Origin of the sequence: Stenotrophomonas sp. SY1, assembly GCF_021202945.1 — a bacterium.
GTDB lineage: Bacteria > Pseudomonadota > Gammaproteobacteria > Xanthomonadales > Xanthomonadaceae > Stenotrophomonas.
In genome coordinates this window covers 283,965-297,475 of the sequence record NZ_JAJOYR010000001.1, presented here as the reverse complement: position 1 = coordinate 297,475, position 13,511 = coordinate 283,965, and the positions used below count along the sequence as shown (strand labels likewise).

Below are 13,511 nucleotides of genomic sequence, written 5' to 3'. Positions count from 1 at the left end.
TGGCGCAAGGGCGTTCGACGGGCCACGAACCGGTGGTTCGCAAGCGGCCCCTCTTACCCCGTAAACGGGAGAGGGGCTTTCAAGCGTAGTTCCGCCCGCCGTCAGACCTTCCGGTGCAGCCAGCGGTACAACACCGGCAGCAGCAGCAGGGTCAGCAGCGTCGAGGAGACGATGCCGCCAATCACCACCGTTGCCAGCGGCCGCTGCACTTCCGAGCCGGCACCGACATTGAACGCCATCGGCACGAAACCCAGCGACGCGACCAGCGCGGTCATCAACACCGGCCGCAGACGGCCCAATGCGCCTTCACGCACCGCTACGTCCAAGCTGCGGCCCTGCTCGCGCAGGTGACGCACGAAGCTGATCATCACCAGCCCGTTGAGCACCGCCACACCGGACAGGGCGATGAAGCCGATGCCGGCCGAGATCGACAACGGAATGTCGCGCAACGCCAGCGCCAGCACACCGCCGGTCAGCGCCAGTGGCACGCCGCTGAACACGATGGCCGCATCCCTGCCCGAACCAAACGCCCAGAACAGCAGCGCGAAGATCAGCACCAGCGTCACCGGCACCACGATCGCCAGGCGCTGGCTGGCCGAGATCAGCTGCTCGAAGCTGCCGCCGTACTCCACCCAATAGCCCGACGGCACTTTCACCTGCGCGTCCACCGCATCCTGCAACTCGGCCACGAAACTGCCGAGGTCGCGGTCACGCACGTTGGCGGTGATCACAATGCGACGCTTGCCGTTGTCGCGGTTGATCTGGTTCGGCCCTTCGCTGCTTTCGATACGCGCCAGCTCACGCAACGGCACGGTGCGTGCGTCACCGCTGCGCCAATCGCCCACACGACTGGATTCATCGGCGTTGTCCTGCGCCAAGGCCGGCTCCAGCGACACCGGCAGGTCGGCCAGTGCGGCCGGGTCCTGGCGCAGTGTTTCCGGCAGGCGCACGACGATGTCGAAGCGACGGTCGCCTTCAAACAACTGCCCCGCCACGCGCCCACCCACGGCGGTGGAAACGGTGGACTGCAGCTGCCCCGGATTGAGCCCGTAGCCGGCCAACGCGCTGCGGTCCGGTGTGATGGTCAACAACGGCAGGCCGCTGGTTTCCTCCAGCCGCACGTCCGCCGCACCCGGCACTTTGGCCGTGACATCGGCGATGCGCTGGCCCACCTGTGCCAGCGTCTCCATGTCATCGCCAAACAGCATCACCGCCACGTCGGCACGCACACCGGAGATCAACTCGTTCATGCGCATCTGGATCGGCTGGGTGAACTCGTAGTTGTTGCCCGGCAGCTCGTCCACCGCCGCTTCCAGCTCGGTCAGCAACTGCGCGCGTGGCTTTCGCGGGTCCGGCCATTCCTTGCGCGGCTTCATCATGATGAAGGTGTCGGCCACCGACGGCGGCATCGGGTCCGAGGCAACTTCCGGCGTGCCGATCTTGGAGAACACCGTGGCCACTTCCGGTACCTGCATCAGGCGCAGTTCGACCTGCTTCTGCATCGCCACCGACTGGGTCAGGCTGGTGCCGGGAATGCGCATGGCGTGCATCGCCACGTCGCCTTCGTCCAGGTTGGGCACGAACTCACTGCCCAGCCGCGCGGCCAGCAGCCCACAGGCCACCACCAGCACCGCCGCACCGGCCACCACCCAGCGGCCATGCCGCAATACCCAATCCAGCAGCGGTTCGTAGCGGCGACGCAGCCACGCCATCAGGCGGTTCTCTTTTTCCTCCACGCGGCCGCCGAGGAACAACGCGATTGCCGCCGGCACGAAGGTCAGCGCCAGCACCATCGCGCCGGTCAAGGCCAGCACGACGGTGATCGCCATCGGGTGGAACATTTTTCCTTCCACGCCGGTGAGCGCGAAGATCGGCAGGTACACCGCCGCGATGATGCCCAGGCCAAACAGGCTGGGGCGGATTACCTCAGCGGTAGCGCTGGCGGTCTCGGCGAAGCGCTCCTCCATCGTCATCGCCCGGCCCAGTGCATGTGTGCGTTGGCCGAAGCGGCGCAGGCAGTTCTCGATGATGATCACCGCGCCATCAACGATCAGGCCGAAATCCAGTGCGCCAAGGCTCATCAGGTTGGCCGAAACGCCACCGCGTGCCATGCCGGTCAGCGTGAACAGCATCGCCAACGGAATCACCGCGGCAGTGATCAGCGCCGCGCGGAAATTGCCCAGCAGCAGGAACAGCACCACGATCACCAGCAACGCGCCTTCGAGCAGATTCTTGGCGACGGTCTGGATGGTGCGGTCCACCAACGCGGTGCGGTCGTAGCTGGCGGTGACGGTGACGCCTTCGGGCAGGCTGCGTTGCGCCTGTTCCAGCTTGGCGGCGGTGGCCTGCGCCACTTCACGGCTGTTGGCGCCGACCAGCATCACCACCGTGCCCATCACCACTTCATGGCCACTCTGGGTGGCCGCGCCGCTGCGCAGTTCCGGGCCTTCGGCGACTTCGGCCACGTCGTGCACGTGGATCGGCACGCCTTCGCGACGGGCCAGCACGATGTTGCCGATCTCCTCCAGCCCGCTCACCTGGCCGGGCACGCGCACCAGGAACTGCTGGCCATTGCGCTCGATGTAACCGGCACCGATGTTCTGGTTGTTGCCTTCCACCGCTTCGGCGACATCGTCCAGGGTGAAGCCCAGCGCGCGCAGCTTGGCCGGGTCCGGGGTGATGTGGATCTGGCGCTGATAGCCACCGACCGTGTTGACTTCGGTAACGCCGGGCACGTTGCGCAGCTGTGGCCTCACCACCCAGTCCTGCAGGGTGCGCAGGTCGGTGGCGGTGTACGCGGTGCCATCGGGTTTGCGCGCCTTCGGATCGGCGTCGATCGTGTACATGAATATCTCGCCCATGCCGGTGGCGATCGGCCCCAGCTGCGGGTCCAGGCCTTCAGGCATCTGCGACTTCACCTGCTGCAGGCGTTCGGCCACCTGCTGACGGGCGAAGTAGATGTCGGTGCCGTCCTTGAACACCACCGTCACCTGCGACAGGCCGTAGCGCGACAACGAACGTACCTGCTCAAGTTTCGGCAGGCCGGCCATCACCGTTTCCACCGGCCAGGTGATGCGCTGCTCAGCCTCCAGTGGCGAATAGCCTTCGGCGGCGGTGTTGATCTGCACCTGGACGTTGGTGATGTCGGGCGTGGCGTCGATGGGCAAGCGGGTGAAGCTCCAGCTGCCCACGGCGATCAACGCCAGGGTCAGCATCATCATCAACCAGCGGTGCGCGATGGCCGCGCGGATGATCCGCTCAAGCATGGTCCGGCCCTCCCTGCGCGGGGCGGCGGCAATCAATGTTCATGCGCGGCCCCCGCCTTGCCGATATCGGCCTTGACCACATAACTCTGCTCGACCACGACCTGCTCACCCACACGCAGGCCCTGCTTCACTTCCACCTTGGTGGCATCGCGCGCGCCCAGCGTCACCGGCCGGGCGGTGTAGTTGTCACCTTCGCGCACGAACACCACATCGCGCCCTTCCATGCTCTGCAATGCCGACAGCGGCACCACCACCTCGGCCGGCTGCATGGCCACCACGATGCGGGCCTTCACCGCCGCGCCGGGCCGCCACAGGCCGTCGTCATTGCGCACGCTGGCGCGGGCGATGGTGCTCTGGCTGGCGGTAGCCGTACCAGGTAACACGCGCTCCAGCGTGGTGCCCTGGCTGACGCCGTCGGTCATGCGGGTCACGGTGACCGGCACGCCGGCGGTGATGTGCTGGGTATCGGCGCCGAAGATGTGCAGGTCCACCCACAATTCGGACAGGTCGCCGATTTCAAACAACGGCGTGCCTTCGCCCGCGACCGCGCCCACCTGCGCCTGGCGCGACAACACCACGCCACTGATCGGTGCGCTGACGCTGTAGGTGGTGAGGCTGAGATTGCTGTCGATGCTGGCCAGCACCTGGCCGGCCTTCACGCGATCACCGACATTGGCGCGCAGCGCGCGAATCGGGCCGGGGAAACGCGCCATCACCTGCGCCACGCGGCCATCCACCGGCGTCAGCAGGCCCTGCACCTCGTGCTCGTCGGCAATGGTGCCGGCCTGTGCCGCTGCGCTGACGATGCCCGCCTGGGCGGCCATCACCGCCTTGATGGTGGTGCTGTCGGCGAGCTCTTCTTCGGCCTCGTCGTGCGCGTGACCGGCTTCATCATGGCCTTCGTCCTGGTGGCCGGCTTCGCCATGACCTGCTTCGTCATGGCCGGCTTCTTCGGCCTGTACAGGCGCGGCCGCATCTGGCTTGCCGCCGCAGGCACTCAAGGACAGGACAAGCAGCGCCAGCGCCGTGGTGGAAATGAAAGTGGTGCGGCTCATCGTGCGTTCTCCATGGCAACGGTGGCGTCTTCGGCAAGCATCGACTGGCCGGTAAGGCGCTGGATTTCAATCAGGGCGGTTTGCGCGGCGACGGCCGAATCGAGCTGGCGCTGGCGCGCTTCGATGCGCATTGCCTGCAACTGCGCCCACTCCATGTAACTGGCGGCACCGGCGCGCCAGGCCTGTTCGGCGGCCCGCTCGGCCTTCTGCAACTGCGGCAGCACATCGCGCTTCATCCGCTCCACTTCCAGACGCGCGCCGGCATAGCGGCCATGCGCTTCGGCCAGCGTTGCGTACAGCTGCTGCTGACGCGCCTTGCGTTCATAGGGCAGCAGCGCGAGGTTGGCTTCGGCTTCGCGGATTTCCGGTGCGGCGCGGCGGTTACTGCCCAGCGGGATGCTGAAACCGCCGACCAACGAGGTGCTGCTGTCGGCGCGGTTGTTGCGCACGCCGACCTGCCAGTTCCAGTCAGGACGAGTGGCGGTGCGTGCCAACTGCAGCTGCGCCTGGCGGATGCGCTCCTCACCCAGCAGTTCTGCCAGTTCCGGTGCGCGTTGCAGTTCTTCGGCCAGCACATCGAAGTCGCGCGCAGCAGGCAGTTGCAGCGGATCACCACTGACCGCACTGAAACCCGGCTGGCGTTCGCCCCACAAGGCCGCCAGTGCCAGCCGCGCCGATGCGGCTTCCTGGGTGGCGCGGTCGCGGTCCAGCTCGGCCTGGGCCAGCATCGCCTGCGCGGTGAACAACACCGATTCGGGCGAGGCACCGGCCTGCAGGCGCAACCGCGCGGCGCTCACCGCACGTCGACGCTGTTCAATGTCGGTGAGGGCGATGTCCAGGGCGGACTGCGCCTGGGCCACGGCCAGATAGCGGCGCGCGGTCTCGGCCAGCAGGTCCAGCCGCGCGGTGGCACGTTGTGGCGCCAACGCGTCGATGTTGGACTGGGCCAGCAACCGGCGCGCATCAAGCTTGTCACCGCGCTCCAGCACGCCAGACAGGCTCACCGTGGTTTCCAGGCCCTGCACGCCACGGCTGTCGCCGTTGCCGAGGAAGTTTTCGACATCCACACCCAATTGCAGCGGCGGGCGCAGCGAAGCGATATCGCGCTGCGCTTCCAGCACGGGGCGTTGGGCGTCGATCAGGCGCAGGTCGGGGTGATCGGTCGCGACGCGGGTGACGGCCGCATCAAGGGTCAACGGAACAGCAGGTGCCGGTTCCTGCGCATGCACGCACGGAACCAGCGCAAAAGCGGCAACAGCCGCCAGGCGCATCCACATGGGGAAATCTCCGGATAACAGGTACTGACGTGGGAGCCGGCCGTGGGCCGGGACGTCAGGCGGTTATCGGGGGGCGGAACAGGCTCTCCGGCGGCTGCGAATCGCACTGCGGCACCTGTGCGAATGGTGCCTGCTGGACCGGCGGGAACGACAGCGACCATGCCGGTGCAATCGTCGGCAGCACGCCGCCGTGGCCATGGCAGTCCACGCAATGCACCAGCGCATGCAACAGGGCGTTTGCGGCGTCCTCGGCGTCGGGAGCGACGGCCAGGGCAGCATCATCATGACCATGCACGCCGACACCGCTGTCGGTATGCGACAGCATGTGGATATCGGTGAGCGCCGAGGCCAGCGAGGTCCCGAACACGCCCATGCCGACCAACGCCAGCATCAGCAGGCGCAGCAGGAACAGTCGGCGGTGGCGCAGGGAGCGCAGCATCGACGCAGCCTAGCGGTGGTGGGGGCCGTTACACAATCGCAGCGATCCAAAACCCGCCCTCATCCGCCCTGCGGGCACCTTCTCCCGCGTGCGGGAGAAGGGACCGGTTGGTCGCAAACGGAAGCAATGTCTGCAATTGCGGCCCTGAAGCCCTTGTCCCGCGTGCGGGAGAAGGAACCGGTTGGCCGCGAACGGGAGCAATGCCCGCAATCGCAGCACTGAAGCCCTTCCCCCGCTTGCGGGAAAGGGGCCGGTTGGTCGCACGCTGGAGCAGCGCCTGCAATTGCAGCACTGAAGCCCTTCTCCCGCGTGCGGGAGAAGGTGGCGCGTAGCGCCGGATGAGGGCGCCCTTGCTTCGGCCTTATTTTTCGCTCTTGCGCTGAGCAATGTAGGCGTTGATCTGCTGCTCCAGCACCGGCAGCGGTACCGAACCCTGCTTGAGCACGGCGTCGTGGAAGGACTTGATGTCGAACTTGTCGCCCAGTTCCTTCTCGGCCTGCGCACGCAGCTTGACGATGGCGATCTCGCCCAGCTTGTAGCTCAGCGCCTGCGCCGGCCAGGAGATGTAGCGGTCCACCTCGGTGGTCACTTCATGCTCGCTCAGCGCGGTGTGGTCGCGCAGGTAGGCGATGGCGCGGTCGCGGTCCCAGCCGTAGTGGTGCACGCCGGTGTCGATGACCAGTCGGCAGGCACGCCACATTTCGTAGGTCAGGCGGCCGAAGTCCTCGTACGGGGTCTGGTAGATGCCCATTTCCACGCCGAGCTTCTCGGTGTACAGGCCCCAGCCTTCACCGTAGGCGGAAATGTAGTTGTAGCGACGGAAGTCCGGCTGGTCGCCCTGCTCGGCGGCAAGCGCACCCTGCAGGGCATGGCCCGGATCGGACTCATGCAGGGTCAGCGCGGGCAGGTTGTACAGCGGGCGTGCCGGCAGGTTGTAGGTGTTGAGCCAGTAGGTGCCCATGCCGCCACGGCCGGCGGTCCAGAACGGGGCGATGTCCGGCGGCACCGGCACGATGGTGAAGCGCGCACGCGGCAGGGTCATGTACTTGCCGATCACGCCATCCACGCGCTTGGAGATCCACGCCGCGCGCCACAGCAGCTCGTCCGGGGTCTTGGCATAGAACTGCGGGTCGGTGCGCAGGAACTCCAGGAAGTCGGCGAAGCGGGTTTCCGGACTCTTGCCGGTGAAGCCCACCTTGTCGATGATCGCGTTCATCTCCGCCTGGATGCGCTTGACCTCGCTCAGGCCCACCGCGTGGATCTGCTGCGGGCTCATGTCCAGCGTGGTGTATTCGCGGATCTGCTGCTGGTAGAACTCCTTGCCGCCGGGCATCTTCTCCGCGGCCAGGGTGGTGCGCGACTGCGGCACGTATTCCTGGCGGTAGAAGGTCAGCAGCTTGCCGAACGCCGGCACCACGCTGCCGCTGATCGCCTGCCGCGCATCGGCCTGCAGCTTCTGCTGCTCGGCGGCCGGAATGCTGGACGGCAGCTTCTTCAGCGGTTCGTACAGTGGCGATTCGGTCGGGTCCTTCAGCTCGGCCACGGTCGAGATCGACACATCACGGCCTTCCAGCACCGCGCGCGGCACGCTGAAGCCACGTGCCAGGCCGGCGCGCATGTTGACCATCTGCTGGTCGAAGTAACGCGGCACGTCGTTGAGGCGGGCGATGTAGTTGCGGTAATCCTGCGCGGTCTTCATCTCGCGCCGGGCCATGAACGACAGGTTGGACCAGAACGAGGAATCCGAATTGAACGGCATCTCGTAGGCGCGCAGCCGCACTTCGTCGGCCAGGCTTTCGACCTGGTACTGGTAGATGGCGTAGTTGACCTGGTTGTCGGCCGACAGGGTCTTCGGGTCGATGCCCTCCAGTTGCTTGAGCACGTCGTCCCAAACTTTCAGCCGGGCCTCCTGCGCCTGTGCGCTGACATCGGGCAGCCGGGTGGAATTGGCCGGTGCATCACTGTCCTCGCTTGCTTCACCACCGCCGGCCTGGCGCCAGGCCCATTCCTTCTCGTAGATCGCCTTGAACTGCGCGTCGGCGTTCTGCACGGCCAGCGAGGACGGTGCAGCCGGCGTGGCGGCGAAGGCAGGAACGGCACTCAGGCCAAGGGCAAGCAGAAGGGCAGCGACAAGCGGCGATTTCACAATCAGGATTCCCCGGAACAGACAGTCCCCGGATCATCGCACTGAACCTACCGGCCGACCTAGACCGAATCAGGCAGCAAATCCGCCGAAATCACGCAGGCCTCAATGCTCTGCTTTGTCGCGCCTCCAGCCACGGTGCCTGATATCCAGGCGCAGGCTGTACAACGCGGTGAACGCCGGGAACAGGTTCTGGATCACGCCCACCGCGTCCTGCTTGGCCGAAAACACGAAGTAGCTCAGCGTCATCAGGCTGCCCAGCACGCTCATGTACCAGAACAGCCGCGGGATCACCGGCTTGCCGGCACGACGCGAGGCGATGAACTGCACCAGCCAGCGCCCGCCAAACATCAACGCGCCGGTCAGTCCGATCAGCTTCCACGGCGACATGTGCACGCCGGTCCACTCCAGCCAGGTCAGCGGCTGGTTCATGAAATCCATGCTCAGACCTCCTCCACCGCCGTGCGCTTGGAGCGCGTGATCAGCCAGGCCACGCCGCGCAGGTCGCGGATGCCGACCAGCGCGCGGCCCAGGTTGTTGTACTTGGACACACCGGCGGTGCGGTGACGATGGTTGACCGGCACGCTCACCGTCTTCCAGCCGGCGCGCTGCATCAGCGCCGGCAGGTAGCGGTGCATATGGTCGAAGTACGGCAGGTCGAGGAATGCCTCGCGCTCGAACAGCTTGATACCGCAGCCGGTGTCGGGCGTGTCGTCACGCAGCATGCGTGCGCGGATGGCGTTGGCCCACTTGCTGGCCCAGCGCTTGGAGCCGCTGTCCTGGCGGTTGACCCGCCAGCCGGCGAACAGTTTGACCTGCGCCGGTTCGGCCTCACGCGCGGCCAGCAGCTTGGGGATGTCGGCCGGGTCGTTCTGGCCATCGCCATCGAGGGTGGCGATCCAAGGCCCGTGTGCGGCCTTGACCCCGGTGCGCACCGCCGTGCTCTGCCCGCTCTGCTGCACGTGGTGCAGCACCCGCAGTTCGGGGTTTGCCGCCTTCAGTGACTGCAGCACCTGCAGGGTGTCATCGCGCGAGTTGTCGTCCACGTAGACGATTTCGAACGGCACCCGGCCACGCAGCGCCGCAGTGATTTCATTGACCAGTGGCGCGACGTTGTCGCGCTCGTTGAACACCGGAACAACCACCGAAAGCGCGGGCTGATTCATCACAAGATCCGTTTGCCGGGCAACACCTGAGGGGAGATTTGTTTTCCCGTGCCCGGCTTAGCGGAAGATGAGTCAGGCACGCGATCCAAAGTAGTTGCGGCACCACTCCACCACCGGCGGCAGGCCCGTTTCAATCGGCGTGGCCGGCTCGTAGCCGAAAGCGGCCCTTGCCCGCGCGGTATCGGCCATGGTCTGCACCATGTCGCCCGGCTGCATCGGCTTGTAGACCTTGTGCGCCGGACGGCCCGCCGCAGCGGCGATCACGTCGATGAAACGTTCCAGCTCAACCGGTGTGTGGTTGCCAAGGTTGAACACCTGGTGGGGCGTGGCCTCGGCGCTGGGATGCGACAACGCGCCGAGGATACCGGCCACGATGTCAGAAACATGTGTGAAGTCGCGGCGCATGTGGCCGTCGTTGAACACATCGATGCTGCGCCCGGCCAGCACCGCGCGCGAGAACAGCAGCGGTGCCATGTCCGGCCGTCCCCACGGCCCGTAGACGGTGAAGAAACGCAGGCCAGTGGCGCGCAGGCCGTACAGCTGCGCATACGTGTAGGCCATCAGTTCATTGGCGGCCTTGGTGGCCGCGTACAGCGAGCGCGGCTGGTCCACGCGCTGGTCCTCGGAGAACGGCGGCGTGGCCGAATTGCCGTAGACCGAGCTGCTGGAGGCATATACAAGGTGCTGTACGCCACGATGCCGGCACAACTCCAGCATGTTGACGAAGCCGACCAGGTTGCTTTCGACGTAGGCGTGCGGGTTTTCCAGCGAATAGCGCACGCCGGCCTGTGCGGCCAGGTGGATCACCCCGGTGGGCTGCACCTCATCGAACAGGGCGGCCAGGCCGTCCCGGTCGGTGAGCTCCAGCGCGCGGATATCCACCTGCGGGCACAGCGCGGCCACGCGGTCACGCTTGAGCTGCGGGTCGTAGTAGTCGTTGTAGTTGTCCAGCCCGACCACGCGCTCACCGCGCGCGGCCAGGGCCTGGCAGGTGTAGGCACCAATGAAACCGGCAGCACCGGTGACAAGGATGGTCATAACGTGAGCGGCTCCTTGGCCATGGCGGCCTTGCGCTCCTTGCTGAAAGCCCACCATGGCTGCGGCGCCTCGCCGGCCATGAAGTGCACGACGGACAGGAACACGTCGATCACACAAGGGTCATGCATCACGCCGGTCTTCAGACACAGCTGCGCGTACATGTCGTAGGCGTCACGCCCTCGCAGGTGCGCAGGGACGCGGATTCCGATCAGACGGAGATCTTTTTCACAGGCCGGCCCGACATTCGGCAGGTCGGTCAGACGCAACAGATGATTGCGATCGACCTTGTTTGGATTCATTGCCTTGCATGCACCTCGGGGGTAGGAGGAACGTCAGCCCTGCTGACGGGTACGCAGCCGCTCGAGCACGCCTTCGAGCGTGTCCAGATCGGTGTAATGGATGACCAGCTTGCCCTTGCCGCCACGGCCGTGGCTGATGGCCACCTTTGTACCGAGCGATTCGGACAGTTCTGTTTCCAGCGAAGCGATATCGGCCTGCGGCGCGGTGGGCGACGGCTTGGCCTTGCGCGCACCCGGCACCTTGCCGGCGGCGAACTGCTGGGCACGGTGCTCGACTTCGCGCACCGACCAGCCTTCCTCGGCGGCTTCTTCGGCCAGCTTGGTGGCCAGCTCCGGCGCCAGGGTCAGCAGCGCGCGGGCGTGGCCCATTTCCAGGCGACGGGTTTCCAGCAGCACGCGTACGCCGATGGGCAGGTCGATCAAGCGCAGCAGGTTGGATACCGAGGCACGCGAGCGGCCCACCGCCTGCGCCGCTTCAGCGTGGGTCAGCGAGAACTCGCTGACCAGGCGCGCCAGGGCCTGGGCTTCTTCGAGCGGGTTGAGATCTTCACGCTGGATGTTCTCGATCAGCGCCATCGCGATGACGGTGCGGTCTTCCAGGTCGCGCACCACCACCGGCACTTCGTCCAGCCCGGCCAGGCGCGAGGCGCGCCAGCGGCGTTCGCCGGCAATGATTTCGTAGCGGCCACCCTCGATCTGGCGGACCAGGATCGGCTGGATGATGCCCTGCGCCTTGATCGATTCGGACAGCTCGGTCAGCTTGCCCTCGTCCATGTCCCGGCGCGGCTGGTACTTGCCCGGCTGCAACTGGTCCAGCGGCAGCTTGCGCAGCACTTCACCCGGCTCCGGTTCGGCCACGGCCGCCATCGTCACCGGCGTCACCGCGCCCTTGTGGCCGAGCAATGCATCCAGACCCCGGCCCAGGCCGCGCTTCTTCGCCGTTGCCATCAGACAGCCTCCACGGCCCGCGAGGCCTGCTTGCGTTCGTTGTTGCGGCGGATGATTTCACCGGCCAGCCCTAGGTAAGCCACGCCACCGCGCGAGGCGCGGTCGTAGCCGACGATGCTCTGGCCGTAGCTGGGCGCCTCGGCCAGGCGCACGTTGCGCGGCACGATGGTGCGGAACACGCGGTCGCCGAAGTATTCGGTCAGCTGCGCCGAAACGGCATTGGCCAGGTTGTTGCGCACGTCGAACATGGTGCGCAGCACGCCTTCGATTTCCAGCGCCGGGTTGAGGTTGACCTTCAGCGCATCGATGGTTTCCACCAGCGCGCTCAGGCCTTCCAGGGCGTAGTACTCGCACTGCATCGGCACGATCACCGAATCGGCGGCGGCCAGCGCGTTGAGCGTCAGCAGCGACAGCGCCGGCGGGCAGTCGATCAGGATGTAGTCGTATTCGTCACGGATGGGCGCCAGCGCGCGCTTGAGCCGCTGCTCGCGCTCGCCCTGCTCCATCAGCTGGATTTCAGCGGCGGTGAGGTCGATGTTGCCGGGCAGCAGGTCGAAGCCTTCGGCCGCCTTCACGCGCACGTCGGCAGCGGTGCTTTCGCCCAGCAGCAGGTCACAGGTGGAGGCTTCAACCTCACGCTTGTCCACACCACTGCCCATGGTCGCGTTGCCCTGTGAATCCAGGTCGACCAGCAGCACACGCTTGGGTGCGGCGGCAAGGGCAGCAGCCAGGTTGACGGCCGTGGTGGTCTTGCCGACGCCGCCTTTCTGGTTGGCGATGGCGATGATGCGAGCCATGCAGGAGAGCCTCGTAGGCGGGGTTGGACTGGGCATTATGCGGGTACCAGCCCGCAGGCGGAAATCGGCGTGCCGGTGGGGGTGGCCCCAAGCTACTCCTTCCCGGCCCTCCCCTGCGGTGCAAGGGAGGGGGTGTTCCGCCCACTTATCAGGAAGGGCCGGCTTCTGCTGCCTCTCTTCATACGCAGCAAAGCGGAGGGTTCGGCAGGGGTCAGCCGTTGAGGTGTCTGCGTTCGGCCACGACCAGGTGGCGGTCGCCAACCAGGCCGGGCACCTGCAGCGGGCGCACTTCCAGCACCTGCCAGTCAGCCGGCAACTGGGCGATCTCGTCATGCGGGTAGACGCCCTTCATCGCCAGCAGTTGGCCACCGGGCCGCAGCAGGTGGCCGCCAACTTCAATGATGCCGGCCAGGGTGTCCATGGCGCGGGCGGTGAGGTTGTCGTAGCTGCCGGGTTCATCCAGCGCCTCGGCACGGGATTCGGCCACGCGGGCGTTCTTGAGACCGAGCTGGCGCACGGCCTCGCGCAGGAAGCGGGCCTTCTTGCCGTTGCTTTCGACCAGGGTGACCTGCAGCTGCGGATGGGTGATCGCGAGCGGGATGCCCGGCAGACCGGGGCCGGTGCCGAGGTCGGCCAGGGTGCCGGACTGGACGTGGCTGGCCATGGCCAGCGAGTCGAGCAGGTGGCGGGTGACCATTTCGCGCGGGTCGCGGATGGCGGTGAGGTTGTAGGTCCGGTTCCAGCGCACCAGCAGTGCGAGGTAGGCCAGCAGGGGCTGGGCCAGTGCGGTGTCCAGGCCCATGGCCTGCAGGCCGTTGTGCAGGTCGGTGGCGACTTCGCGCGGAAGGGTGGTGTCGTTCATGGCGGGGATTATCGCAGGAGTGACCGGAACGGCCGTATCGGCGCGCCGCCAGCCGCGCTCCCACCCTTTGGCCGAAGGCCAGGAGGAGGGTTGGGGAAGAGGGTGCTTGCTCGGCTTCAGCTGTTGCCGTGGCTTTTGACCTCCATTCCCCCTTCCGTAGCGACGGAGCTGACGGAGCTGACGGACAAGACCCGAACGGGGCGACGTGCATGAATGCACGT

General features: G+C 66.5%; 12 protein-coding genes. All 12 read right to left on the bottom strand.

Features of this window, described 5'->3' with window-relative positions; translation table 11 throughout:
• Window positions 1–101: 101 nt before the first annotated feature.
• Window positions 102–3,266, bottom strand: a complete 3,165-nt coding sequence (locus LR961_RS01090) for a CusA/CzcA family heavy metal efflux RND transporter (protein WP_232146584.1) — start codon at window positions 3,264–3,266, stop codon at window positions 102–104.
• 32 nt (window positions 3,267–3,298) lie between these two features.
• Window positions 3,299–4,321, bottom strand: a complete 1,023-nt coding sequence (locus LR961_RS01085) for an efflux RND transporter periplasmic adaptor subunit (protein WP_232146583.1) — start codon at window positions 4,319–4,321, stop codon at window positions 3,299–3,301.
• Window positions 4,318–5,598: a TolC family protein gene (locus LR961_RS01080; protein WP_232146582.1), complete on the bottom strand. Its 1,281-nt coding sequence runs from the start codon at window positions 5,596–5,598 to the stop codon at window positions 4,318–4,320. The genes LR961_RS01085 and LR961_RS01080 overlap by 4 nt, the downstream gene beginning before the upstream one ends.
• A gap of 55 nt (window positions 5,599–5,653) precedes the next feature.
• A complete protein-coding gene (locus tag LR961_RS01075; protein ID WP_232146581.1) occupies window positions 5,654–6,037 on the bottom strand; it encodes a hypothetical protein in 384 nt (127 codons plus the stop codon).
• Between the two features lie 361 nt (window positions 6,038–6,398).
• Window positions 6,399–8,183 (bottom strand): DUF885 family protein, encoded by a 1,785-nt coding sequence (locus LR961_RS01070; RefSeq protein ID WP_232146580.1) that lies wholly within the window; start codon window positions 8,181–8,183, stop codon window positions 6,399–6,401.
• A 102-nt stretch (window positions 8,184–8,285) separates the two neighbouring features.
• Window positions 8,286–8,621 (bottom strand): lipid-A-disaccharide synthase N-terminal domain-containing protein, encoded by a 336-nt coding sequence (locus LR961_RS01065; protein WP_232146579.1) that lies wholly within the window; start codon window positions 8,619–8,621, stop codon window positions 8,286–8,288.
• A 2-nt stretch (window positions 8,622–8,623) separates the two neighbouring features.
• On the bottom strand, window positions 8,624–9,346 hold the full coding sequence (locus LR961_RS01060; RefSeq protein WP_232146578.1) for a glycosyltransferase family 2 protein: 723 nt from the start codon (window positions 9,344–9,346) through the stop codon (window positions 8,624–8,626).
• Between the two features lie 72 nt (window positions 9,347–9,418).
• Window positions 9,419–10,384, bottom strand: coding sequence for an NAD-dependent epimerase/dehydratase family protein (locus tag LR961_RS01055; RefSeq protein ID WP_232146577.1), 966 nt, complete (start codon window positions 10,382–10,384; stop codon window positions 9,419–9,421).
• On the bottom strand, window positions 10,381–10,683 hold the full coding sequence (locus tag LR961_RS01050) for a helix-hairpin-helix domain-containing protein (protein ID WP_232146576.1): 303 nt from the start codon (window positions 10,681–10,683) through the stop codon (window positions 10,381–10,383). Before LR961_RS01050 ends, LR961_RS01055 begins: the two co-directional genes overlap by 4 nt.
• Before the next feature lie 33 nt (window positions 10,684–10,716).
• Window positions 10,717–11,631, bottom strand: coding sequence for a ParB/RepB/Spo0J family partition protein (locus tag LR961_RS01045; protein ID WP_232146575.1), 915 nt, complete (start codon window positions 11,629–11,631; stop codon window positions 10,717–10,719).
• Window positions 11,631–12,428, bottom strand: coding sequence for a ParA family protein (locus tag LR961_RS01040; protein WP_232146574.1), 798 nt, complete (start codon window positions 12,426–12,428; stop codon window positions 11,631–11,633). Before LR961_RS01040 ends, LR961_RS01045 begins: the two co-directional genes overlap by 1 nt.
• Before the next feature lie 211 nt (window positions 12,429–12,639).
• Complete coding sequence (gene rsmG / locus LR961_RS01035) at window positions 12,640–13,290, bottom strand: 16S rRNA (guanine(527)-N(7))-methyltransferase RsmG (protein ID WP_232146573.1); 651 nt, start codon at window positions 13,288–13,290, stop codon at window positions 12,640–12,642.
• Window positions 13,291–13,511 lie beyond the last annotated feature (221 nt).

Bases quoted from the DNA above. Each gene is read 5' to 3' on its own strand.
- LR961_RS01090 (WP_232146584.1), bottom strand. From the start codon at position 3,266: ATGCTTGAGCGGATCATCCGCGCGGCCATCGCGCACCGCTGGTTGATG.
- LR961_RS01085 (WP_232146583.1), bottom strand. From the start codon at position 4,321: ATGAGCCGCACCACTTTCATTTCCACCACGGCGCTGGCGCTGCTTGTC.
- LR961_RS01080 (WP_232146582.1), bottom strand. From the start codon at position 5,598: ATGTGGATGCGCCTGGCGGCTGTTGCCGCTTTTGCGCTGGTTCCGTGC.
- LR961_RS01075 (WP_232146581.1), bottom strand. From the start codon at position 6,037: ATGCTGCGCTCCCTGCGCCACCGCCGACTGTTCCTGCTGCGCCTGCTG.
- LR961_RS01065 (WP_232146579.1), bottom strand. From the start codon at position 8,621: ATGGATTTCATGAACCAGCCGCTGACCTGGCTGGAGTGGACCGGCGTG.
- LR961_RS01060 (WP_232146578.1), bottom strand. From the start codon at position 9,346: ATGAATCAGCCCGCGCTTTCGGTGGTTGTTCCGGTGTTCAACGAGCGC.
- LR961_RS01055 (WP_232146577.1), bottom strand. From the start codon at position 10,384: ATGACCATCCTTGTCACCGGTGCTGCCGGTTTCATTGGTGCCTACACC.
- LR961_RS01050 (WP_232146576.1), bottom strand. From the start codon at position 10,683: ATGAATCCAAACAAGGTCGATCGCAATCATCTGTTGCGTCTGACCGAC.
- LR961_RS01045 (WP_232146575.1), bottom strand. From the start codon at position 11,631: ATGGCAACGGCGAAGAAGCGCGGCCTGGGCCGGGGTCTGGATGCATTG.
- LR961_RS01040 (WP_232146574.1), bottom strand. From the start codon at position 12,428: ATGGCTCGCATCATCGCCATCGCCAACCAGAAAGGCGGCGTCGGCAAG.
- rsmG (WP_232146573.1), bottom strand. From the start codon at position 13,290: ATGAACGACACCACCCTTCCGCGCGAAGTCGCCACCGACCTGCACAAC.